Source organism: Planobispora rosea, from assembly GCF_014648175.1.
Taxonomy (GTDB): domain Bacteria; phylum Actinomycetota; class Actinomycetes; order Streptosporangiales; family Streptosporangiaceae; genus Planobispora; species Planobispora rosea.
Genome location: NZ_BMQP01000008.1, coordinates 154,590 through 178,058 on the forward strand (window position 1 = coordinate 154,590; position 23,469 = coordinate 178,058).

Consider the following 23,469-nt stretch of genomic DNA (forward strand, 5'->3'; position numbering starts at 1 on the left):
CCGATGGACGTGCCCGGACACATCGTCCGTGCAACCTTTGTACGACGAATCCGGGCTGATGGGAACCCCTGGAACCAAGACCTTTACGGATCCGGGGACATTCCTCAACGAACTACCATGAACCTTCCATACCTCATGAACATTGCCCGATCTGCTGATCATGAGCGATCCGGAGGCGTCCGGACAGGCGAAACCGATCACTATAAGTGATCGATAAGGGGCCGCTTCGAGGGTCCGAATCAGGGTTCAGTGATCAGATTGTCACATGGAAAACGGTAGAAAACGGAGATTCCTCCTCGACGTGCCGCAAGTCGATGAGGCAGCATACGGATGTATCTCCATGAAGACGGGGGCGTCGCGCATGGCTGGTTTTGCCGGTCCCTTGCCACACCCTGTCCGATTGTTGAAAGCTTTTCCCTGAAACGGGACCGGCTCTACCCCCCCGGAGCCGGACCGTTCGGCGGCCCCCGCTATCCCCCCCAGCGGGGGTCGCCCCTTTTCCCGGGTCTCCGGATGCCTCCGGATTTCCAAGCGTGTCCGGAGGCGCGTTATCCACAGGCGGGTCCGGCCACGCCGCCGATCCACAGAACGCCGTTCAGAACCACGGCCGAGGCGGTTACCCCGGCACGTTGGGGCTTCCCACGTTTCAGGGAGGCACTCTTGGACCGCCCCTTGGCCATCACCGATGACCACGACCTCCTCGACGATCTGCTCCGCATCGCCGCGGCCGCCGGCACGGAGCTCAATGTGGCCCACGTGCCCGCGCACGCCCGGCCCTACTGGGCCCACGCCCCGATGGTCGTCGTCGGCAGCGACACGGCCGACGCCCTGGCGGCCACCGGGCCGCCGTCCCGCTCGCGCGTCATGCTCGTCACCCGGACTCCCGGTGATCCCGACACCTGGCGCAAATGCGTCGCGGTCGGAGCCCAGGCCGTCCTGGAACTGCCCTCCGCCGAACGGCGGCTGGTCGACGAGTTCGCCGATGTCGTGGAGCCCGCGACGAAGGACGGACTCGTCCTCTGCGTCGTGGGCGGGCGGGGCGGAGCCGGCGCCAGCGTTCTCGCCGCCTCGCTCGCGCTGACCGCCTCCCGCAGGGAGCTGCGCACCCTCCTCGTCGACGCTGATCCGCTCGGCGGCGGCATCGATCTCCTGCTCGGTCAGGAGGAGACCGAGGGGGCGCGCTGGGCGGATCTGGTCGCCCGGGCGGGCAGAGTCAGTTTCACCGCCCTCCAGGCGGCGCTTCCCAGCGTCTCCGGGCTGGCCCTGCTCTCCTTCCACCGAGGAGAGGCCGGAGCCATCCCGGCCGAGGCGATGCGTTCGGTGCTCGACGCGGGACAACGAGGCTTCGACCTGGTGGTCGTCGACCTGCCCCGACGTCCCGATCCCGCCGCGGTGGAGGCCCTGGGCCGTGCCGCGACCACTCTCGTGGTCGTCACCGCCGATGTGCGCGGGGTTCTGGCCGCGGCCCAGGTGCTCACCGGGCTGAGAGAGCACACCGTTGACATCAGGGCGGCCGTCCGCAGCGGCGCCCTGGCCGATGACGTGGTCAGCACCTCCCTCGCCGTGCCGTGCGCCGGAAGCCTGCCCGACCAGCCGCGGCTGACGTCCGTCCTGAACCGCGGTGACATCCCCCCGCTCGGCCCCCGCACCCCTCTCGGCAGATTCTGCGGAGCCTTCCTGGACTCCCTGGTCGGAGCGGAAAGGTGAGCGCGGCCGACCCCACCGGAACGGTCTCGCCCGAGCTGGTGGAAGCGGTCCGGGTACGGCTCGCGCACATCGGCGCCGAGCCGAGCGCCGCGAACGTCGCCGTCGTGCTCCGGGCGGAGCGGGCGGTCCTGGGTGACGCGGAGGTTCTGGCCGTGGCCCGCGCCCTGTGCGCGGACCTCATCGGCGCGGGGCCGCTGGAGCCGTTGCTGGCGGAGGCGGAGATCACCGATGTCCTGGTGAACGGGGCCCGCGAGGTGTGGATCGACGACGGTCGCGGCCTGCACCGGACCGAGATCACCTTCCCCGACGAAGACGCGGTCAGGAGACTCGCCCAACGACTCGCCTCGGCCGCGGGCAGGCGCCTCGACGACGCCTGTCCCTACGTCGACGCCCGGCTCGCCGGAGGTGTCCGGCTCCACGCCGTGCTGCCCCCGATCGCCCCCGAGGGCACGTGCCTGTCCCTGAGGCTCCCGCCCCGCCGCACCTTCACGCTTCCCGACCTGGTGGACGCGGGCACTCTCAGGGCCGATGCCGTTCCGCTCCTCACCGCCGTGGTCGAGTCGAGACTCGCCTTTCTCGTGTCGGGCGGCACCGGCACGGGCAAGACGACCCTCCTGTCCGCCCTGCTCTCCCTGGCCGATCCGGGCGACCGCCTTCTCCTGGTGGAAGACTCCGCCGAGCTCAGGCCCCTGCACCCGCACGTCGTACGGCTGGAGTCCCGCCCGGCCAACCTCGAGGGCGCGGGTGGAGTGGGCCTGCGCGATCTCGTCCGCCAGGCACTGCGCATGCGACCGGACCGCCTGGTCGTCGGAGAAGTCCGCGGAGCCGAGGTCGTAGACCTCCTGGCCGCCCTCAACACCGGCCATGAGGGCGGCTGCGGCACCTTGCACGCCAACACCGCAGCCGACGTGCCACCGCGACTGGAGGCCCTCGGCTGCGCCGCAGGTCTCAGCCGGGAGGCGGTCCACAGCCAGCTCGCCGCGGCCCTGGACATCGTGATCCACCTCACCCGCGACCACTCCGGCGGTCGGCGCCGGGTGGCCGAGATCTGCATGATGACCCGCCAGGCCTCCGGCCTGGTCAACGCCGAGACCGCTCTCACCTTCTCCCGGGACGGCCGTGCGGCACCCGGTCCCGGCCTCCCCGCCCTTCTCGCACGCCTTCCCACCGCCTCCGCCGGGACGGGCCCCCTCCTCGGCCGGCCATCCCGCATCTCCCGCCAGACTTCCTCCCGTCATCAGGGCTCCGCCCCTGATCCGGTCCCCACCGGTCACCAGGCCTCCACCCATGACCGGGTCTCCGCCGGGCATCAGGGCTTCACTCCTGATCGGGTCTCTACCGGTCACCAGGCCTCCACCCCTGACCGGATCCCCACTGATGGCCGGGTGCCTGCCCCTGATCAGATTTCCGTTCCTGGTCGGGTCTCCGGCAGCGAGCGGGTTCCCGGCGCTCTCATGTGGCGATGACGGCGGTCGCCGCGATCCTCGCCATGCTGGCGGCATGGCTGTGGACGGGATCCAGTTCAGGGGCCGTCCGGCTGGATCGGCTCGATCGTCTGAAACGGCAGAGGACCGGAGAGGCGGCCCGCTCCGAACGGCCGCTCATCGGGCTCTCCCGGCCGTCTCGCCGGGCAGAGGCCTGGAGGGTGGCATCGATCGAACTCTGTCAGGGACTCGCCGCGGAACTGGCCGCCGGACGCACAGCCGGGGAAGCGCTGGCTCGGGCCGTGTCGGCTGTGGCGTTTCCCGATCCGGAAGCGCTCCGGCCCACCGTAGCCGCGGCGCGGGACGGGGGTGACGTTCCAGCGGCCCTGCTGGCCGCCGCTCCGGAGCGGGGAGGTGAAGGTCTTCGTCGGCTGGCCGCGTGCTGGCGGGCGGGTGTGACCGTCGGGGGCGGGCTCTCCGTCCTCGTCGATCGAGTGGCGGTCTCTCTCAGGGAGGCCGAGGCACACCGCAAGGATGTCGCGGCCCAACTCGCCGGGGCACGTGCGACCGCTCGACTGCTTGCCGGGCTTCCCACGCTGGGCCTGTTGATGGCGGCGGGGCTTGGTATGCGCCCGTTCGACTTCCTGGTCGGCGGTCCGGTGGGGATGGTCTGTCTGTTCGGGGGTCTCGCACTCGACGGGTGCGGTCTGTGGTGGACTCGCCGCCTGATCGCCCGGGCTGAGCGGGCATGACGACCCGTTCCATGACCTTCTTCCACCGGTGGTCTTCTTCACAGTCCTGCCCGGTACGGGTCCAGCGCTGGAGGGAAGCGATCGACCCTTGCACCGGGAGGTCGATCAGCCCATTCCATGACTGAGACCCGGGTCTTCACGCTGAGGAAGGTTCAGATGTTGGACGCTTTACTGGGCGTTGCACCGGTCACCCTGCTCATCGGGCTCGCCGTCTGGTCGTGGGGGCCACCCGATGATCCCGCCCGCAGGCTTCATCAGGTGTGTTCGCGCCTGCCGGACGCTTCGGGGACCGCTGCCGGGCTGGGCGTGCCGGTGCGGGGAGAGATGGAGGAAACCGGAAAGAGACGGGCGGGCAGGGGTGAGACGGGGCTCGGGGCCGCCGTGGGGCTGATGGCGTTCCTTCTGGTGGGAGGCCCGGCCGGAGCGGTCCTGGGCGTGATCGGTTCCATGGTCACCGTCCTGATCCTCCGGAGGCGTGAGCCGCCGGCGTCACGCGCGGAGCGCGGCCGGCTCACCGCCGACCTGCCGCTGGCGGCCGACCTCATGGTGGCGTGTCTGCGCGCGGGGCAGCCGATCACTGGGGCACTCGACGTCACTGTCCAGGCGATCGGCGGTCCACTCGGGGACCGGCTCGCATGGGTCAACGGGCAGTTGAGACTGGGAGCCGCTCCGGAGAGCGCGTGGTCCACCCTCGCCGGTGAACCCGCGCTCGCTCCGCTGGCCCGCACGATGAGCCGGGCGGCTCTCAGCGGTGCTCCTGTGGCGGATGTGCTGACGCGGGTGGCGGACGACTCCCGTCAGGCCGCTCGTGCGATGTCGGCCGCTGCTGCCCAGAGAGTGGGGGTCCAGGTCGTGGCGCCGCTGGGTCTGTGTTTCCTGCCCGCATTCGTGCTTCTGGGGATCGTTCCCGTCGTGGCGGGTCTTGCCGGTCAGGTCATGCTTCCGTGAGTTATCCACAGGATCGAAGTGCACGCGGAAAGTTATCCACAGGATGGCGCTCGTGTCCACAGGGCCATATGCGCGTCGGAGAGCCTGGTCCGAGCACTGCCGGGCACGGGGCCCGGAGTGATCCCCAGGAGGAAACGATGGCTGGACCAAGAACCGGCGGCATCCTGCGTGATCTGCGGTGGTTCGGGCTCGGCGGCCGATCCGATGGTGAAGGCGGAGCCGGCGGCATCCTGCGTGACCTGCGAAGCCTGTGGCGTGCCCGCTGGTCCCTGCTGACCGGCGGAACAGGCCGGGAGCGCGGCATGTCCACCGCCGAATACGCCGTCGGCACGATCGCCGCCTGCGCGTTCGCCGCTCTTCTCTTCAAGGTCGTGACCAGCCCGGAGGTGCAGGAGATGATCACTAATCTCATCAACCGGGCCCTCAACGTCGCAGGGTGATTCCGGTGCGTCCATCCGTCCCGCGGCCTGTGCGCAAGATGATGGATCACTGCTCCGGTCCGGCCCGTGTCCGGGATTCTTCCCGGGGGTCGGTCACCGCGGAGACCGCAGTGGTGCTGCCGGCCCTCATCGTGATCCTGGCAGCCGGTCTGTGGGCGGTGGCGGTTGTCGAGGCGCAGCTGGAATGCGCGGACGCGGCGCGATCGGGTGCGCGGGCCGCGTCCAGAGGAGAGCCACTGGAGTGGGTGCGGGACGGTGTTCGCGCGGCCGCTCCGGTGGGAGCACGAGTGAAGATCACCCGGGATGCCGGGCGCGCCCGGGTGGAGGTCTCCGCGGGAGTCAGGCCCCGCTGGGGTCTCTCGCTGCCCGAGGTGGCCGTCCGCGCTGTCGCGGTCTCCGCGGTTGAGCCCGGTGCCGGGCAGGAGGACACCGCCGTTGCGGGATCGGCTCGGCAGCAACCTGAGCTGCCCAGCCGGGCGCAGGAGAGAGCGGTTCCGGCTTCTGCCGGAGCAGGAAGAGCAAGAACGGAGATCGAAGGTGTCGAGACAGCAGGAAGGGGACGAGCGGGAGCCGGGGTTACGAGAGCTGGGAGGGCGGGAGCGGGAGCCGCAGATGCCGGGAGAGCGGGGATCACGGGAACGGAGTGGGCGGGAGCGGGGATCGGCAACGATCTGGATGATCGGGGTCGCGGCCGTGGTCTTCACCGCCGCGGTGGCGGTGACGCTCGCCGGAACCGCCAGGGTGGCACGCCACCGGGTACAGACCGCGGCTGATTTCGGAGCGCTCGCCGCCGCCCGGCTGGCCCTGGCCGACCCCGAGCGGGGATGTGCTGAGGCAGCGCTTCTCTCGGCGGAGAACAACGCCCGGCTCACCCGGTGCGACATCGGTGCCGACGGTGTCGCCGCCGTCCGGACGGTCATGCGGTTCTCCCTGCCTATCGTCGGCAGCCGAGACGTCACGGCTTACGCGCGGGCGGGCCCCGTCCACGTCCCGGGTCTCCCGGTGACGGCAGAGCCGCCGGTTCTGCCGGATGAGGCGGGCCGTCTTCCACCGGGTGAGTGAAGGCCGTCGCCTGGATGAGGGTTGTCGGGTGAGTGGAGGCCGCCGGCCGGGTGAAGAGGATGTCTTGGGTCTTCGCGCGGCGGAGGGTTCTCATCGGTTTGGGACGGTGGAATGCTGATCGCGCAGGTGGCAAGGTTCCAATCGAATCACGACTTCTTGGACGGCGTGTCCAAGAAGGGGATATCCCTCATAAGGTGCCACTTACCTTCCGCCCATGCCGTCTCGTGCCTCAGGTAGGGGCGGCGGGCCGCGGGTGACCGCGCTGGAGCGCCGCTTATGGCGGTCCGGTCACGCTCGGCCGGGGTCGGAGGTCTGGATCGGTGGGAGCCGGTCCGGGGGACTGGCAGGCCCGGCCGCTGCCCGATGGTCGTAGGGCGGTGACCGGATCGCTCGGCTCTCGACGAAGGGAAGCGTCGTGACGACGGTTCGCAGAGTGGTCGCCGTGATGGTGATCACGCCCCTCGTGTCCATGTCGGCCGTGCTCACCGCGGCGAGCCCCGCACAGGCGCAGGCACGACTGGACATGCCGTCCCGTGTCACCTCCAATCAGGCGGTGAGGATCTCCGGCAAGGTCGACTTCGCGTTCGACGCCTTCCTCTACGTCAACGGCCAGCAGGTCGCCAAGGGGGACCGCAACGTCTCCTACACCTGGAGCCCGGCGGTTCGTCCGAACGGCAGCTACAGGATCAAACTGGTTCAACGCGGCAAGTTGCTGGGCGGCACATGGGACGAGGCCTCCGAGACCCTGGTCCAGGCCGCTCCTCCCGCCACGCCCAGGGGGGTCGGCGCCCGGTTGCGGGGAAACAAGGCTGTGGTGACCTGGGTCAGGGGCACCGAGCCGGACCTGCGGGGCTACGCGATCTCCACGACTCAGGGCGGCAAGGTCGGCACCGTCCGGGCGGACAGGGCGTGCGGCGGTAATTCGTGCAGGGCGACCCTGGCCGTCCCCGCCAAGGCCGCCGGGCGGCGGATCGGGTTCACGGTGCGCGCCCTGCGCGGCAACGGCAATGGCGGCACCCTGGTCTCGGGAGGGTCGGCCGTCGCGACGGTGAACGTTCCCGCCCCAAAGGCGCCGAAGAGCTCGGATTCCGATCAGGGTGGTGATACCGGTCGGAACGCAGACAAGAACACCGGCACCCGGCGGAGTGAGCAGAACGACAACCGCCAGAGCGATGTTCAGGATCTTCCTCGGTTGTCTCCGAAGAAGTCGACGGCGGACCCGGAACAATCGGCGGAACCCGGAGTGGTGCCTACGAAGGTGCCCGAACTTCCCAAGGAGGTTCAGGGAGCGGGTGCCGGCGGTTCCAAGAACGGCTCCAAGAGTGACCCCAAGGCCGGTCCCGGGGACGGCGACGCTCCGGTCCTCGGTTCAGAGCCGGCCGCGGCCGGGACCGATGTCATGCCTGCCACGGACACGAACATCACGGCGCGGTCGGCCGATTCACCGGCCGGTGGGACGACCCGGTACGGGTTCTTCATCGCGGGTGGCCTGATCCTGCTGCTCCTCGGCGCGCACGGTGGCGCGTGGTTCCGCCGCAGACTCCTGGCTGCGGACACCGGCGACTCCGCGGGCACGGCCATCGTCGATCCCGGTGACGGAACGAGACCTCCTTCACACGACGGCAGCGCTTCGGCATCCTCTCCAAGTACGGTCACGGTCCGGCCCGGTACGGTCACGATCTCCCGCCGTCCCGCCGTCATCCTCGCGGTGGCCAAGAGCCGCTATCCCGAGCAGGCCCCGCCGACATTCCCGATGTCCTCGCCCGCCCCGAACGCCTCCGGCACGGATGCCTCCACCCTGAACGCCTCCGGCACGGGTGCCGCCGTCCCGGAAGCCTCCGGTACCGCATATCCCGAGGGTGGCCCGGTATTCGCCGAGATCGGTGGGGAACCGCCGGTTTCCCCGCAGCCCCCGGATCCGCCGGTGCCTGCCGGGGGTGGCGGAGGACCGGATGCCATGCACCGCGAGGACGGCCCGGCACCTGCGGACAGCAGTGAGAGCGGGCCGGTTCTCGCGCGCCCGGCGGACCAGATGGTGCCGGCCGGCAACGGCGGGACACGGCGGGTCGTCTCACGCCTCGCCGCGAGGATGGCCGGGGAGATCGCCCGCCCGGTTCGCGGGCAGGCTGATTCCGGGGAGATCACCGGCCCGGTTCGCGGGGAGGCCGATTCGGGCGCGAGGCCGGTTCCCACCGCACGTCCCGCGTTCACCAGGCCGGTTCTCCCCGCCGCGGCCCCGATCGCTGAGGTGAGCGTGGTCACCCCGGTCGTGGTCCGTGCCGGTGACCACCAGTGGGACGGCTACCTTCCGCCCGCGCCGCGTTCCATGGAGGACAGCGGGTTCTGGGAGCGGCCGCAACCCGGCGCGGAGGACTTCTGGGCCGCGGACAAGGACGGCCCGGCCTCTTAGGGAGGCACGGCTTCGGGCAGGCGCGGACCTCATCGGGGTCGTGGTCGGTGACAGCCCGGCCTCTTGAGGAGGCTCGGCTTCGCAGCGAGAAGTGGACGGGTCGTTCACCGTACCGAGCTCGCCCTCCTGGGGAGATCCGGCCCTGCGGCCGGGAGCGGGACCGGATGTCTGAGGCGTGAGGCCCGGCTTCTCCAGGGTTCGGTCTCGCGATGGTCTTCGGGGACCCGGTCTCGCGAGAGGGAGTGGGGGGCGTCAGGTGCCCTCCAGGGAGAGCAGGACGGCCAGCAGGCGCAGGGCGCCGGTCTTGTCCAGGGGCTCGTTGCCGTTCCCGCATTTCGGTGACTGGATGCAGGAGGGGCAGCCGCGGTCGCACTCGCAGGAGGCGATGGCCTCCCGGGTGGCGGTGAGCCAGTCCGCGGCGCGGGCGTATCCGCGCTCGGCGAAGCCCGCGCCCCCTTCGTGCCCGTCGTAGACGAAGACGGTGAGCAGGCCGGTGTCCGCGTGGAGTTCGGTCGAGACACCGCCGATGTCCCAGCGGTCGCAGGTGGCGAACAGCGGGAGCAGGCCGATGGAGGCGTGCTCGGCCGCGTGGGCCGCGCCGCCGAGATCCAGCCCCGCCTCGGCCAGGGGGGTGACCGCCGAGGCGGGCAGCGTCCACCAGACCGCGCGGGTGCGCAGGGTGCGCGGGGGCAGGTCGAGTTCCTCGTCGCCCAGCAGCTCACCGCTCTGCAGGCGGCGCTTGAGATAGGACACGACCTGGCGGGTGACCTCCACCGACCCGAAGTGGAGCTCTCCCGGGCCCAGCGGTCGCGAGCGCAGCGACTCCAGGACGGAGATCTCGGTGACGTCCCTGGCGAAGGTCGTGTAGTCGGGTGTGCCCGCCTCGACGAGGGCGACCCCGGCCTCCAGGTCGAGCTCCTCGACCAGGAACGCCTCGCCCTGGTGGATGTAGACGGCTCCGGTGTGCACGGTCGTGTGGGCCGACGGCTCGTCCACGGTGCCCAGCAGCCGCCCGGTGGACGCCTCGACGACCTGGATCGGCGGGCCGCCGGAGCCGCGGATGTCGGCGAGGTCGGTGGCCCACTCCCGCCTGGTCCAGAACCACCCGGTGGGACGCTGTCGTAGCAGGCCCTCCGCGACCAGGCCGGTGAGCGCGTCCTTCGTGGCGGGACCGAAGATCTCCAGGTCGTCCTCGGTGAGCGGGATCTCGGAGGCCGCCGCACACAGGTGCGGTCCCAAGACGTACGGATTGTCCGGGTCGAGCACGATCGCCTCGACCGGGCGGCCGAACAGGGCCTCCGGGTGGTGGACCAGGTAGGTGTCGAGCGGGTCGTCCCGGGCGATCAGCACCGCCAGGGCGTCCTGCCCGCTCCGGCCCGCCCGTCCGGCCTGCTGCCACAACGACGCCCGGGTTCCCGGCCATCCCGCGATGAGGACGGCGTCCAGCCCCGACACGTCGACTCCGAGCTCCAGAGCGCTGGTCGTGGCCAGCCCGAGGCACTCTCCGGACCGCAGGGCCCGCTCCAATTCCCTGCGGTCCTCCGCGAGGTATCCGGCCCGGTAGGCCGAGACCTTCTCCGCCAGGTCGGCCGGGAGTCCCGCCTCCGCGGCGAGATCGGAGAGACGGGCGCGGGTGGTGAGCGCCACGGACTCGGCGGCGCGGTGGGAGCGCACGAAGGCGAGGGTGCGGACGTCGGCGAGCACGAGGTCGGCGAGGAGGTCGGAGGCCTCGGCGGTGGCCGGGCGGCGCAGAGGTGCCCCTCGCTCGCCCCGTAACTCGGTCAGGGGCGGTTCCCAGAGGGCGAAGGTGGTCGCACCCCGGGGAGAGGTGTCCGTGGTCACCTCGGCCATCTGGAGGCCGGTGAGGCGGGTGGCGAAGGCACGCGGATCGCTCGCGGTCGCGGAGGAGAGGAAGAAGACCGGGTGGGAGCCGTACCGCGCGCAGATCCGGCGCAGGCGGCGCAGGATCTGGGCCACGTGGGAGCCGAAGACGCCGCGGTAGCCGTGGCACTCGTCGATCACCACCATGCGCAGCCGCCGCCAGAAGGCCGACCAGCGGGTGTGGCGGGGCAGCATGCTGCGGTGCAGCATGTCCGGGTTCGTCAGGACGTAGTTGGCGTGCCGCCGGACCCAGTCGCGTTCCTCGAAGGAGGTGTCGCCGTCGAAGGTCGCCGCGCGGAGTTCGGGGAGGTCGAGCGCGTTCAGGACGCGGAGCTGGTCGGAGGCCAGGGCCTTGGTGGGGGTCAGGTAGAGGACCGTGCCGCCGTCGAGGACCGAGGTGATCGCGGGAACCTGGTAGGCCAGCGACTTCCCCGAGGCGGTGCCCGTGGCGATGATGACGTTCCGGCCGCTGTGGGCCAGCTCGGCGGCCTCGGCCTGGTGGGGCCAGAGACCGGAAATACCCTGGTTCGCCCAGCGCGTAACCAGTGGGCCGGCGACCCAATCCGGCCATCGGGCTTGACCGGCCTGACGTGCTGGAACATGCTCCACATGAGTGACGCGTTCCCGACGTGCGGGAACGCCGAGCAGGCGGGACAGGAGAGGGCCTGGCCGGGACTGTGAGGAAGAAGGCAGACTCACTGGTTTTCGGTCTCGTATCTCTGGGCAGAGTCGCCGGGAATCGTGATTTCGTATAGATACTGAGCGTACGCATGGTTGAATGCCGCGCGTCGGGGCTTGTCGTCACGGGACCTCCAGGTCTCAGAAGTCACGCCCGAATCGGTACTTTCGCAGGAAGGCGCTGGAGGATCTGTGGATCTGAAGTTGGACCACCATTCCGAGGACCGTCTCACCATCGTCGAGGTCGAAGGTGAGATCGATGTCTACACCGCGCCAAGGTTGCGTGAGCTCCTGATCGACCTCGTCAACAAGGGGAACTTCCACCTCCTCGTCAACATGGAGAAGGTCGACTTCCTCGACTCTACGGGGCTGGGCGTCCTGGTCGGCGGGCTCAAGCGGGTCCGGGCGCACGACGGGTCCCTGGAGCTTGTGTGCACCCAGGAGCGCATCCTCAAGATCTTCCGGATCACGGGGCTGACCAAGGTCTTCGGTATCTACGCCTCGGTCGAGGAGGCGAAGGAAGCACACGGTCGAGACAAGTAGTCATGGCTACCGTCGAGCTGACGTTCAGCGCCCTCCCCGCCCACGTGCGTACGGCGCGCCTGCTCGCCACGGCGATCGCACGGCGCACGGGCGTGGAGGAGTCACTGCTGGACGAGGTACGGCTCGCCGTCGGTGAGGCCTGCTCCCGGGCGGTCGAGGCACATCGCCTCCACTGCCCGGAGGAGCCGATCCGCATCGAGCTGTGCGATGATTCCGGGCGGTTCGAGGTGATCGTCACGGATGTCGCTCCGAGCGACGAGCTCGAGCAACTGCCGGAGCGGGCCCCGTTCCGTTTCGACGACCCGCTCGGGCAGCTTCCCGACACGCTGGTGTCCGGATTCGGCATCGCGGTCATCGCGGGCCTGGCCGACGACGTCGAGGTCTACCCGAGCCAGAAGGGCATGCGCATCCGCATGAGCTGGCCCGCGGCGGCCGGCGGCCTGTCACCCGTCTGACGCCTCGTCTGGTACGGCGCCCGTCCAGGGCTTTCCGGGCAGCCGGGCATGTCCATGAGGGCATGCCCGGCTGCCCCCGTGTGTGCACCGTATTTACGGATGGGACATTTCGCAAAATAGTGTTACTCCGAAACCGTTGCGAAAAAAACGACGAGAGCCCCACCTGCCAGTTGAAATGGTGTTATAGGCAGGTAATTGAAAGCGGGTTAGCGGACACGTCATTAATTGGCCACCGGGAGAGACTTCATATCCGCGTCGTCGCTGCGTAGACTCCCCGCACCGGCCAAGGTTTGTCCTTCGGACCGGGCCGTAAACACGCCCGGCACCCGGAGGAAGTCTGCGGACGCAACCGGAAGCGGCACTGCCAACCACCCCGGACGTGCGCCGCCGGCCCGCCGATTCGCTCCACCGCAGCGCACTCCGGGCAGGACGCGATCCCGTCTTGCCGAGGAGAGTCGGATGACTGTGCTCCACCTCGCCGCTGTGGACGACACAGCGGTAGCCCTCAGCGGTTCCCACCTCACGATCGTGATCGTGGTGGCCGCCGTGGCCCTGCTCGCGCTCGCCGTCGCCGGCGGCCTCGTGCGCGAGGTGCTCAACGCCGATCAAGGCACCGAGCGCATGCAGAACATCGCCAGAGCCGTACAGGAGGGGGCGGCCGCGTATTTGACGCGGCAGTTCCGTACGCTCGCCGTTTTTGTCTTCATAATCCCGTTCGTGCTTTACCTGCTCCCAGCGGTTTCGACCGATGTGAAGATCGGCCGGTCGCTCTTCTTCGTGGTCGGCGCGTTGTTCTCCGCGCTGACCGGTTTCATGGGCATGTGGCTGGCGGTCCGCGGAAACGTCCGCGTCGCCGCAGCGGCCCGCACGTCGGGCGAGAAGGTCGCCATGCGCATCGCCTTCCGCACCGGCGGCGTGGCGGGCATGTTCACCGTGGGCCTGGGCCTGCTCGGCGCGGCCGTCGTGGTCTTCGTCTACAAGGGCAACGCCCCCGCCGTGCTGGAGGGCTTCGGCTTCGGCGCCGCGCTGCTGGCGATGTTCATGCGAGTCGGCGGCGGCATCTTCACCAAGGCCGCCGACGTCGGCGCCGACCTGGTCGGCAAGGTCGAGCAGGGCATCCCCGAGGACGACCCGCGCAACGCCGCCACCATCGCCGACAACGTGGGCGACAACGTCGGCGACTGCGCGGGCATGGCCGCCGACCTGTTCGAGTCCTACGCGGTCATGCTGGTCGCCAGCCTGATCCTGGGCAAGGTGGCCTTCGGCACCGAGGGCCTGGTCTTCCCGCTGATCGTCCCGATGATCGGCGTGCTCACCGCGATCATCGGAATCTTCGTCACCTCCCCCCGCAGCGGCGACCGCAACGGCATGGCCGCCATCAACCGCGGGTTCTTCATCTCCGCGGCGATCTCGGCGATCCTGGTCGCCGGGGCCGCCTTCCTCTACCTGCCCGACAGCTTCGCCGGGCTGTCCGGGGTGAGCCCCCAGATCGCGGCCGTCACCTCCGACCCCCGGCTCATCGCCATCGGGGCGGTGCTGATCGGCCTGGTCCTGGCCAGCGCGATCCAGATCCTCACCGGCTACTTCACCGAGACCAACCGGCGCCCGGTGAGGGAGATCGGCGAGAGCTCGCGGACCGGGTCCGCCACGGTCATCCTGGCCGGCATCAGCGTCGGCCTGGAGTCGGCGGTCTACTCGGCGCTGATCATCGGCGGCGCCGTCTACGGCGCGTTCCTGCTCGGCTTCGGCAACGTCACCATCGCGTTGTTCGCGGTGGCCCTGGCGGGCACCGGCCTGCTGACCACGGTGGGCGTGATCGTGTCCATGGACACCTTCGGCCCGGTCTCCGACAACGCCCAGGGCATCGCGGAGATGTCCGGCGACGTCGAGGGCGCGGGCGCGGCGGCGCTCACCTCCCTGGACGCCGTCGGCAACACCACCAAGGCCATCACCAAGGGAATCGCGATCGCCACGGCGGTGCTCGCCGCGACGGCGCTGTTCGGAGCCTTCCGGACGGCGGTGGAGGGCGAGTTGACCGGGGCGAGCGCGGCGGTCAAGGAGGCGCTGGGTTCGTTCAGCACCTTCAGCCTCGGGGTCGACTCGCCCAACGTCCTCGTCGGCCTGATGATCGGCGCCGCGGTCGTGTTCATGTTCTCCGGATTGGCGATCATGGCGGTCGGCCGGGCGGCCATGCGGGTCGTCATGGAGGTCCGCGAGCAGTTCCGCACCAAGCCCGGCATCATGGACGGCACCGAGCTGCCGGAGTACGGCCGGGTGGTGGACATCTGCACCCGTGACTCGCTGCGCGAGCTGGCCACTCCCGGTCTCCTGGCGGTCATGACGCCGATCGCGGTGGGCTTCGCCTTCGGGTACGCCTCGCTCGGCGCCTTCCTCGCCGGCGCGATCGCCTGCGGCACGCTGATGGCGGTGTTCCTGGCCAACTCCGGTGGCGCCTGGGACAACGCCAAGAAGCTGGTCGAGGACGGCCACCACGGCGGCAAGGGCTCCGAGGCCCACGCGGCCACGGTCATCGGCGACACCGTCGGCGACCCGTTCAAGGACACCGCCGGCCCGGCGATCAACCCGCTCATCAAGGTGATGAACCTGGTGGCGCTGCTGATCGCCCCGGCGGTGGTGGTCTACGCCGACAACGTGGGCCTGCGGGTCGGCATCTCGGTGTTCGCGGTGGCCGTGGTGGTCGCTGCGGTGGTCGTGTCCAAGCGGCGCTCGGCGGGCACCTCCCCGAGTGAGAGCAACAACCACGACCGGGAGCCGGAACCGGAGCCGGAGCCGATCGCGGGCTGAGCATCGGCCGGGTTCGGACCACGTCGGCACGGTGTGAAGCCGTAGCGAGCCGATCGCGGGCCGGGCCTCATCCGGATCCCGTCCGCGAGGAGTCCCGGATTCCGTTCGCGGAGAGTCCTGGACCCCGTCCGGGAAGGGGTGCACACGATGTGTGCACCCCTTTCGCATATGCGAAGCACCCCGATGGAACACTGCTGGGCATGACCGTTCCCCTCCGGGGAACGGCTCCTGACCCATCTCGGCGAGGTGGGACACGCCTCATGGCCCCGACCGTTCCGACCACACCGACCCTGACAAGAAGGCGGCTCCCACCGGGTGAACCCGCGGGTGAGTCACTAGGAGAACGATGGAACAGCACTCCTCCGGAGGTAAGGCGCTCGTCATGATCCTGCTGGCGATGGCCGCGGTGTTCGCGGTGATCGTCGTGGTCGCCGTGTGGGCGGCGAGGTGACGATGCGCACGCTGATCGTGCTGCGGCACGCCAAGGCGGTCCACACCCCGGGGCTGGCCGACCCGGAACGCCCCCTCACCGAGCGCGGCGAGCGCGACGCCCGCCGGGTCGGAGAGACTCTCGTCGCCCTGGGCCTCCGGCCCGACCTGGTGCTCTGCTCGCCGGCCGTACGGACCCGGCAGACCGCCGAGCTGGCCCTGCCCGGTGAGCCGATCGAGTTCGAGCGCGACATCTACGAGGCCTACGCCGACGAACTGCTCACACTGATCCGCGGGACCGACCCGAGGGTGCGCACGCTGCTCCTGGTCGGGCACAACCCGGGGGCCCACGAGCTGGTCATGGGCCTCACCACGCGAGACGGCGATCCCGGCTTCCCGCCCGGCGCGTTCGCGGTCATCGAGAGCGACGAGGAGTGGGCCGAGCTGGACGCCGGGCGCCTGGTCACCCGGTGGAGCCCCAAGGACCACTGACCCGCCCGCGGCGACCCGTACCCGCAGCGGCCGGGTGCGGGTCGGTCCTCCGCGATGTGGATCAGCCCTTCTGGAGCCGGCCAGCCCGCCGGGATGCGGGTCAGCCCTCCGCGACGGTGACACCCTCCTCGGCGTCGGCGGCCTCGACCTCGTCGCGCGGGATGCCGAGCAGGTAGAGGATCGAGTCGAGGTAGGGCACGTTGACCGCGGTGTCGGCGGCCTGGCGGACCACCGGCTTGGCGTTGAACGCGATGCCCAGACCGGCCGCGGCGATCATGTCCAGGTCGTTCGCGCCGTCGCCGATCGCCACGGTCTGGCTGATCGGGATGCCCGCCTCGCGGGCGAAGCGCTCCAGCGCCCGCGCCTTGCCGGGCCGGTCCACGATCTCGCCGACGACCCGGCCGGTGAGCACGCCGTCCACGACCTCCAGGGTGTTGGCCGCGGAGTAGTCGATGCCGAGGTTCTCCACGAGGGCGTCGGTGATCTGGGTGAACCCGCCGCTGACGATCGCGAACCGGTAGTCGAGCCGCTTGAGCGTCCGTACCAGCGTCCGCGCGCCGGGGGTGAGCACGACCTCCTTGCGGACCTTCTCGAAGACCTCCTCGGAGAGGCCCTCCAGCAGCGCCACCCGGCGGCGGAGCGACTCGGCGAAGTCGAGCTCGCCGCGCATCGCCTCCTCGGTGACCCGGGCGACCTCGTCCAGGCAGCCCGCGTGCGCGGCCAGCAACTCGATCACCTCGGCCTGGATGAGCGTGGAGTCCACGTCCATCACGATCAGCCGCTTGGCCCTGCGGTACAGGCCGGCCCGCTGCACGGCCACGTCGACCTGCTGCGCGTGCGCCTCGGCGGCCAGCTCGGTCCGGAGCGCGTCCGGGTCGGCGCCGGAGACGGCGAGCTCGATGCAGGTCACCGGGTAGCTGGACAGCCGCTCGATCCGGTCGATGTTGGCCCCGGCGGCGGCGATCCGGCCGGCGATGCCCGCCATCGCGGCGGGCTGCAGCGGCGCACCGAGCACGGTGACGTGCAGGCGTCCGCGCCGCCGCTTCTCCTTGGCGGTGGAACTGGTGGACAGCTCCACCTCCAGCCCGAGGTCCTCGGCGGTCCGCTCGACGGCGGTCCACAGGGCGCCGAGGGTGCCGCCGGTCCCGGTCGGGGTGTCCCCGGCGTAGGCGACGAGGACACCGAGGGTCAGCCGGCCGCGGATGACGACCTGCTCGACGTCGGCGACGGCGACGGGGAAGCCGGCCAGGACGGCGAAGAGCCGCGAGGTGACGCCCGGCCGGTCGGGGCCGGTCAACGTGATCAGAAGCGTGCGCTGGTTCATCGGTTCCTACGCTACTTGGGCGCCGAAACGGCCGTGAACGTGGTTCATCATTCGGACGCCTGACGTTCGCGGTCCTCCCCGTCCCCGCGTTACCCGGGAGTGTCTTCATAGCCTCATGACGACGATCCCCGCAGAGCAGAACGTCGCTCGTTACACCGTCGGACTGGCCCGTACCGCCGTTGAGATGCGGCAGGCCCAGCGGCTGCGCCACCGGGTCTTCGCCGAGGAGATGGGTGCCCGGCTGGACACCCCCATCACCGGCCTGGACGTCGATCCGCTCGACGCCTACTGCGACCACCTGCTGGTACGGCGGGACGACACGGGAGAGGTCGTGGGGACCTACCGGCTGCTGGCACCCGGCCGGTCCGACCGGCTCTACGCCGACTCCGAGTTCGACCTCGGCGCGCTGGCCGGGATCCGGCCGAGCCTGGTCGAGGCGGGCCGTGCGTGCGTGCATCCGGATCACCGGGACGGGGCGGTGATCGGGCTGATGTGGGCGGGCATCGCCCGTTACATGGTCGCCGGAGGGCATGACTGGCTGGCCGGATGCTGCTCGGTGCCGGTGTCCGAGGCCGCCGGGATCGCGGACCGGGTCCCTCTCGCGCCGCCGGAGTACCGCGTGACCCCACTCCGCCCCTGGCAGGCTTCGAAAGCCGCGAGAGCGGGCCACGACGCGGGGGACGTCAGACAGGCGAGTGGCCGGCGGGAGAACGACCCGGAAGAGAGCAGCGCGGGAGAGAACGGCCGGGACGCGCGAACCGGCACGCTTCGGCCGGATGTCTCGCGCTCCGAGTGGGCGGGACTGCCGCCCCTGCTCCGCGGTTACCTCCGACTGGGTGCCTGGGTCTGCGGCCCGCCCGCGGACGACCCCGAGTTCGGGGTCGCCGACTTCTTCGTCCTGCTGCCGATGTCCGCCGTCAACCCCCGCTACCTGCGGCACTTTCTAGGAGCACCGGCATGAACCCGTGGCTGCCGATAGCGCCCTGCATGCCCGTCACCTGCATTCTCCCGCCCGCGGCGACGGTGGGCCGGACGCGCCGGGCGCTGCGCCTGCTGACCGCCACGTCGCTGGTTCTCGCCGGGGCGGTGCTCGGGCTCGTGGCCCGGACGCTCGGCACGGAAGGGCGGATCCGGCTGACGAACGTCTGGTCCCGGCTGGTGCTGCGGGCCCTCGGCGTCCGCATGGAGGTGCGGCAGGGCTTCACCTTCGTGATCCATCCCCGGCCCGTGGAGGGCGGCCTCTCACCGGGCCGGGTGGTGGACGCCGTCATGGGGCCCGCCGCCGCGCCCCTTCCCGGTACGGCGCCGCTGATCGTGGCCAACCATGTGTCCTGGCTGGACCCGGTGGTCCTGTCCGCCGCGCTGCCGTGCCGGCTGCTGGCCAAGCGCGAGGTCCGGTCCTGGCCGGTGGTCAGCGGACTGGCGGCCGGAGCGGGTGTGCTGTTCATCGACAGGGACCGGCTCTCCGCGCTGCCCCAGGCCGTCGCGGACGTGACGGACGCGCTGACGCACGGGCACCCGGTCGCGGCCTTCCCGGAGGGGACCACCTGGTGCGGTAAGGAGATGGGGTCCTTCCGGCCCGCGGTGTTCCAGGCGGCGCTGGACGCGGGGGCCCCGGTCCGGCCGGTGGCGATCCGCTACCTGGACGCCCACGGTGTTCCCGCCACCGGGCCCGCCTTCGTCGGCGACGACACCCTGCTGTCCTCCGTCCGGCGGGTGGTCGCGCTCCGGGGGCTGACCGTGGAGGTGACGCTGCTGCCGCCGGTGACGGCACGCGATCGCCGGACGCTCGCCTGGATGGCGGAGTCCTCGGTCGCGTCGGTGATCACCACCCCGGCGGAGTACGCCGGACACGGCGTCCGGACCGCCGCCTGACACCGGCACGTCCTGGTCCCCGCCGCCCGCCGGTGTCTCCGGGCCGCCGCCCGCCGGTGTACCGGACCGTCACCCGCCGCCGCAGGTGATCGCTCAGGGCGCCTCCGGCCGGTCGGACGGCTCCGCCCCCAGGGCGGACAACCGGCCGATCTGCTCCGCCGACAGTTCGACGGCCAGAGCGGCGAGATTCTCCTCCAGGTGAGCGACGGAGGCCGTACCCGGAATCGGGACGATCGCAGGCGAGCGGTGCAACAGCCAGGCCAGGGCGGTCTGGGCCGGGGTCGCGCCCGCTTCCAGGGCGACGTCCGCCACCGCGCCGCCCGGGGCGGCGTGCGCGCCCATCGCGATCGGGAAGAAGGGCAGGAAGGCGATGCCGTGCGCGGCGGCGTAGTCGATCACGTCGTCGTGGTGACGGGTGGCGAGGTTGTACATGTTCTCCACGCTCGCGATCGGGGTGATCGCCTGCGCCGCGCGCAGCTGTTCAAGCGTCACCTCCGACAGGCCGATGTGCCGGACCTTCCCCTCGTCCTGGAGCCGCCTCAGGGCGCCGAGCTGGTCCTCCAGCGGTACCTGCGGGTCCAGGCGGTGCAGCTGGAGCAGGTCGATGCGCTCCACCCGGAGCCGCCGCAGGCTCAGTTCGGCCTGCTGGCGCAGATACTCCGGCCGCCCCAGCGGCACCCACTCGGAGGGGGACGGCCGGGCCACCCCGATCTTCGTGGTGATCACCAGGTGGTCCGGGTAGGGGTGCAGGGCTTCGGCGATCAGTTCCTCGTTGGCGCCCAGGGCGTAGGAGTCGGCGGTGTCGATCAGGTCGACGCCCAGCTCCACGGCGCGGCGCAGGAGCGTGATCGCGGCCTGCCGATCCGCCGGAGGCCACCAGACGGGAGCCTGGTCCGGAGTGGCCGGGACGGGGCCGGGCCCGCCGGTCAGTCGCATGGCGCCGTAGCCGATACGGCGCACCGGCAGGTCACCCCCGATGGTGAGAACGGTGCCGGGACGGGTCGAGGGCTGGGCGGTGTGTTCGATCATTCCGTACGTCATGGAGCCACGGTAAAATTTCACATCCATGTGAGATTCAACCCTCTGTGAGGAAGGTCACATGAAGATCGGGGAGCTGGCCCGGGAGAGCGGGGTGAACCCGCGCCTGCTGCGTTATTACGAGGAGCAGGGGCTGCTGCGGTCCGAGCGCAGCGGCGGCGGGCACCGCCGCTATCCCGCGAACGCCGTCACGGTCGTCCACAACATCCGGACCCTCCTGGCGGCCGGCCTGCCCACCGCCGTCATCCGCGAGGTCCTGCCGTGCATCGAGGGGCCCGGTCCTGAGATCCACCCCTGCGTGCTCTCCTACCTGCAGGAGCAGCTCGGCGACATCGACACCAGGATCTCGACGCTCCAGAGCACCCGCACCGCCCTGGCCTCCCTCATCGAGGCCACCGAGCGGACCCACGCCGTCGCCTAGAGGCGTGCCCGGCTCCTCCCGCCAAGGGAGGGAAGGTGTCAGGCGGAGTTGAGATAGGCGATGACGGCGGCCACCCGGCGGTGGGTGTCCGGACTGTTCTCCAGGGCCAGCTTCATGAAGATCGAGTTCACGTGTTTCTCGATCGCGGACACCGACAGGTGCAGGGCTCGGGCGATGCCGCCGTTGGACAGGCCGTGGGCCATCTCGCGCAACACGTCCAGCTCGCGAGGGGTCAGCTCGGCGGGTGGCGGACTGTCGCGCACGCCGCGCTTGGCCAGCAGGCCCTCCACCACCTTCGGGTCGATCACCGAGCCGCCCGCCGCCACGGACCGGATCGCGCTGAGCAGCTCGTCGAGGTCGCCGACCCGGTCCTTGAGGAGGTAGGCCCGCCCCTCGGTGCCGTCCTTGAACAGGTCGAGCGCGAACATCGCGTCGGAGAACTGCGAGAGCACCACGATCCCGACGGAGCCGGAGCCGTGGGAGCCCGCCCGGAGCCGGTGCGCGGCGTCGATGCCCTCCATGCCGGGCCGTACGAGCTCGGTGGAGCCCGGCATCCGGATGTCGGTCACCACCACGTCGGGCCGGAGCCGCCGGGCGGCGTCGAGCAGCTCGTCGGCGGTGCCCACCGCGGCCACCACGCTGATCTCCCCGGATGACTCCAGGAGCTGACGGGTGCCCTCGCGCACGAGGTAATGGTCTTCGGCCAGGACGATCCTGAGCGCGGCCGGAGTGGTCATGGAGTGATCCTGCCCGTTCCGGGGCTCCGGCGCATATGCGGTTGTCCGCACATTGCGCCGCGGCGGCACGGTCACGCGGGCGACACCGTCCGCCGCCGTCCGGAGGGTACGCGTCCGCGCGCGGGGCCGTGCGGACGGCGAAGAGCCTCCGCCCGGGTGGTACGGAGGCTCCGGCCTGTTCCGCGCTATCGGGTGATGCGGGTCTTCACCTTCACGTACTTCAGGTCCACGCCCGGCTCGTATCCGTGGACCTCGAAGGCGTCGAGGCCGCCCGCGGGCACGTCGACCGAGGCGCTGGCGAACTCGGCCGTCGCGGTGCCCGAGGAGCTGCTCCTGAGCCACACCTTGACCTTGACGGTGGCCGTCTTGCCCGGGTTGAGAGTGTCGAGCAGGCAGGCGATCTCGCGCTTGTCGACCTCGCAGTAGGAGCCGGAGGGTCCGGTGACCTTGACCTTGCCGGCCTGCTTGGGGACGTATCCCACGACATAGACGATGTCGCTGGCCCACTCGCCGGCGTTCTTGGCCTTGAGCGTGTAGGTGATCGTCGTGCCCGCCTTGGCCCGGCGGGGGTAAGAGGCGGTCAGCTTGATCGGCGACAGCGGTGCGGGCTCCTGGACCGCGGTGCGGGCCGGGGCGGTGTGGGTCTGGGCGTTCGCCGCGTGCGGGACGAACAGCATGCCTCCAGCCAGGGCGGTGGCGGCGAGGGCGGTCAGGTGCCGGCGCATGAGTCACTCCAGTCGGGGTTCGGTTCTTGTGATCATAGTGGGGGAACCGACTTGGAGATCCCTTGCGGTTCACTGACCTCTCCTCGCGGCCGACCAGCCGGAACCTTGATCGGTCGAGCACGGACGGCCGCTTCCGCAGATCACCATATATCCGGCTATCTCAGGATCAAGTGGAGATCACCGAACTCGTGCCAGAGATACCGCTCCTTCAGCGCCTCCTCATAGGACCGGGCGAGCAGGTCCCGCCCGGTGATCGCCGACAACATCAGCAGATGGCTGGAGCGCGGCTCGTGCAGCCCGGTGACCAGGCCGTCCACCACCCGCACCCCGGACATCGGAGTGACGACGTGGGACGTCCAGCCCCGTGCGGCCCGGACCCGGCCCGAGCCGGTGGCGACCGTCTCCAGCGCCCGCACCACGGTCGTGCCCACCGCGATCACCCGCCCGCCCGTCTCCCGGGCGAGGTTGACCTGCCGCGCGGTCGCCTCGGTCACCTCGAAGCGCTCCGGGTAGGGCGGTTCGTCCTTCTCCGGCGACGCCACACCCGTGTGCAACGTGATGGGCGCGACGCCGATCCCGCGTGACACCAGCTCGGTGACCAGCGCGGCGGTGAACGGCCGCCCGGCGCTGGGCATCTCCGCGCTCCCCGGGACGAGGCCGAACACGGTCTGGTAGTCGGCCAGCGGCCAGTCCCGCCCCACGTAGGAGTAGCGGATCGGCACGCCGTACCGGTCCAGGTAGGCGGGGACCGGCCGGTCCAGCCGGGCCCGCCACAGGCGCGGCGTCCGGCGCTCCAGCAGCCGCAGGGTGGCCCCGCCGGGCAGCGGCAGCCATTCGCCGTCGGCGCCGCCGGGGTAGGGCTCGGTGGCGGAGGCCGTACGGCGGCGCAGTTCGACCAGCCACGTGCCGTCCTCGTGCTCGGTGGAGAAGTGCACGGCGAGCCGGTCCAGGTGGACCGCCGCGGGGAGCGTGGCGGAGTTGTTGACCACGAGCAGGTCACCCGGGCGGAGCAGGTGCGGCAGGTCGGTGAACGCGTGGTGGCTGATCTCCCCGGCCCCCTCGGTCTCCCCGGTCCTGCCGACCTCGCCGGTCCTGCCGATCTCCCCGATTTCCCCGGCCATCCCGATCCCGCCGTCCCCGCGGGACCCGCCGGACGTCCCGCGGGAGACCAGCAGGCGGACCGCGTCGCGGGTCAGTCCCGGTCCCCGCGCCTCCGGCGGCTCGTGCGCCTCCAGTTCGGGAGGGAGCGTGAAGTCCTCGATGCCGCCACCGATTCCACCAACGATGCCGCCGCCGATGTCACCGTCCAAGAGGCCTGTCACG

At 70.8% G+C, this 23,469-nt stretch carries 19 protein-coding genes and 2 pseudogenes; 15 read left to right on the forward strand and 6 right to left on the reverse strand.

The window, feature by feature from the left end; all coding sequences use genetic code 11:
- Nucleotides 1-660: 660 nt before the first annotated feature.
- From ssd to IEZ08_RS10620, 8 genes and pseudogenes are all read left to right on the forward strand, one after another.
- Nucleotides 661-1,707 (forward strand): septum site-determining protein Ssd, encoded by a 1,047-nt coding sequence (gene ssd, locus IEZ08_RS10590; RefSeq protein WP_189242065.1) that lies wholly within the window; start codon nt 661-663, stop codon nt 1,705-1,707.
- Nucleotides 1,704-2,870: pseudogene (locus IEZ08_RS10595) on the forward strand (TadA family conjugal transfer-associated ATPase); the annotation flags it as partial. The gene ssd and the pseudogene IEZ08_RS10595, both read left to right, overlap by 4 nt.
- 299 nt (nt 2,871-3,169) lie before the next feature.
- Entirely contained in the window at nt 3,170-3,883 is a 714-nt protein-coding gene (locus IEZ08_RS10600) for a type II secretion system F family protein (protein WP_189242066.1), read from the forward strand.
- A 390-nt stretch (nt 3,884-4,273) separates the two neighbouring features.
- Entirely contained in the window at nt 4,274-4,831 is a 558-nt protein-coding gene (locus IEZ08_RS10605) for a type II secretion system F family protein (protein ID WP_229803030.1), read from the forward strand.
- Nucleotides 4,832-4,968: 137 nt separating this feature from the next.
- Nucleotides 4,969-5,271, forward strand: coding sequence for a DUF4244 domain-containing protein (locus IEZ08_RS40500; RefSeq protein WP_307815345.1), 303 nt, complete (start codon nt 4,969-4,971; stop codon nt 5,269-5,271).
- Nucleotides 5,272-5,312: 41 nt separating this feature from the next.
- A pseudogene (locus IEZ08_RS40505) lies at nt 5,313-5,669 on the forward strand (TadE family type IV pilus minor pilin); the annotation flags it as partial.
- A gap of 214 nt (nt 5,670-5,883) precedes the next feature.
- Nucleotides 5,884-6,333, forward strand: a complete 450-nt coding sequence (locus IEZ08_RS10615) for an Rv3654c family TadE-like protein (protein ID WP_084779481.1) — start codon at nt 5,884-5,886, stop codon at nt 6,331-6,333.
- Between the two features lie 415 nt (nt 6,334-6,748).
- Complete coding sequence (locus IEZ08_RS10620) at nt 6,749-8,743, forward strand: hypothetical protein (RefSeq protein WP_189242067.1); 1,995 nt, start codon at nt 6,749-6,751, stop codon at nt 8,741-8,743.
- 252 nt (nt 8,744-8,995) lie between these two features.
- Here IEZ08_RS10620 and sftH read toward each other — a convergent pair whose 3' ends face one another.
- On the reverse strand, nt 8,996-11,323 hold the full coding sequence (sftH, locus tag IEZ08_RS10625; protein ID WP_506330639.1) for a DNA 3'-5' helicase SftH: 2,328 nt from the start codon (nt 11,321-11,323) through the stop codon (nt 8,996-8,998).
- A 171-nt stretch (nt 11,324-11,494) separates the two neighbouring features.
- Between sftH and IEZ08_RS10630 the strand changes: the two genes are divergently transcribed.
- From IEZ08_RS10630 to IEZ08_RS10645, 4 genes are all read left to right on the forward strand, one after another.
- Entirely contained in the window at nt 11,495-11,845 is a 351-nt protein-coding gene (locus tag IEZ08_RS10630; RefSeq protein WP_012887265.1) for an STAS domain-containing protein, read from the forward strand.
- A 2-nt stretch (nt 11,846-11,847) separates the two neighbouring features.
- Nucleotides 11,848-12,300 carry an ATP-binding protein gene (locus IEZ08_RS10635; RefSeq protein ID WP_068920701.1) on the forward strand — a complete coding sequence of 151 codons (453 nt, stop codon included), beginning with the start codon at nt 11,848-11,850 and terminating at the stop codon, nt 12,298-12,300.
- 459 nt (nt 12,301-12,759) lie between these two features.
- Entirely contained in the window at nt 12,760-15,105 is a 2,346-nt protein-coding gene (locus IEZ08_RS10640; protein ID WP_189242069.1) for a sodium-translocating pyrophosphatase, read from the forward strand.
- Between the two features lie 453 nt (nt 15,106-15,558).
- Nucleotides 15,559-16,026 (forward strand): SixA phosphatase family protein, encoded by a 468-nt coding sequence (locus IEZ08_RS10645; RefSeq protein ID WP_068928302.1) that lies wholly within the window; start codon nt 15,559-15,561, stop codon nt 16,024-16,026.
- A gap of 100 nt (nt 16,027-16,126) precedes the next feature.
- On the opposite strand, the gene serB is transcribed toward IEZ08_RS10645, so the two are convergent.
- Nucleotides 16,127-17,350, reverse strand: a complete 1,224-nt coding sequence (serB, locus tag IEZ08_RS10650; RefSeq protein ID WP_068920703.1) for a phosphoserine phosphatase SerB — start codon at nt 17,348-17,350, stop codon at nt 16,127-16,129.
- Nucleotides 17,351-17,465: 115 nt separating this feature from the next.
- On the opposite strand from serB, the gene IEZ08_RS10655 reads away from it, so the two are divergent.
- Nucleotides 17,466-18,311 (forward strand): GNAT family N-acetyltransferase, encoded by an 846-nt coding sequence (locus IEZ08_RS10655; RefSeq protein ID WP_189242070.1) that lies wholly within the window; start codon nt 17,466-17,468, stop codon nt 18,309-18,311.
- Nucleotides 18,308-19,225, forward strand: a complete 918-nt coding sequence (locus IEZ08_RS10660; protein ID WP_189242071.1) for a lysophospholipid acyltransferase family protein — start codon at nt 18,308-18,310, stop codon at nt 19,223-19,225. Before IEZ08_RS10655 ends, IEZ08_RS10660 begins: the two co-directional genes overlap by 4 nt.
- 93 nt (nt 19,226-19,318) lie before the next feature.
- Here IEZ08_RS10660 and IEZ08_RS10665 read toward each other — a convergent pair whose 3' ends face one another.
- Nucleotides 19,319-20,266 carry an aldo/keto reductase gene (locus IEZ08_RS10665; RefSeq protein ID WP_373294340.1) on the reverse strand — a complete coding sequence of 316 codons (948 nt, stop codon included), beginning with the start codon at nt 20,264-20,266 and terminating at the stop codon, nt 19,319-19,321.
- 58 nt (nt 20,267-20,324) lie between these two features.
- On the opposite strand from IEZ08_RS10665, the gene IEZ08_RS10670 reads away from it, so the two are divergent.
- A complete protein-coding gene (locus IEZ08_RS10670) occupies nt 20,325-20,684 on the forward strand; it encodes a MerR family transcriptional regulator (protein WP_189242072.1) in 360 nt (119 codons plus the stop codon).
- A 38-nt stretch (nt 20,685-20,722) separates the two neighbouring features.
- Here the strand turns inward: IEZ08_RS10670 and IEZ08_RS10675 are convergent, their stop codons facing one another.
- The 3 genes from IEZ08_RS10675 to IEZ08_RS10685 all read right to left on the reverse strand — a co-directional run bounded on the left by IEZ08_RS10675 (nt 20,723) and on the right by IEZ08_RS10685 (nt 23,468).
- Nucleotides 20,723-21,421 (reverse strand): response regulator transcription factor, encoded by a 699-nt coding sequence (locus IEZ08_RS10675; RefSeq protein ID WP_068920708.1) that lies wholly within the window; start codon nt 21,419-21,421, stop codon nt 20,723-20,725.
- 185 nt (nt 21,422-21,606) lie between these two features.
- Nucleotides 21,607-22,146, reverse strand: a complete 540-nt coding sequence (locus IEZ08_RS10680; protein WP_068920709.1) for a DUF11 domain-containing protein — start codon at nt 22,144-22,146, stop codon at nt 21,607-21,609.
- A gap of 155 nt (nt 22,147-22,301) precedes the next feature.
- Nucleotides 22,302-23,468 (reverse strand): S-adenosylmethionine:tRNA ribosyltransferase-isomerase, encoded by a 1,167-nt coding sequence (locus IEZ08_RS10685; RefSeq protein WP_229803031.1) that lies wholly within the window; start codon nt 23,466-23,468, stop codon nt 22,302-22,304.
- Nucleotide 23,469: the final 1 nt, after the last annotated feature.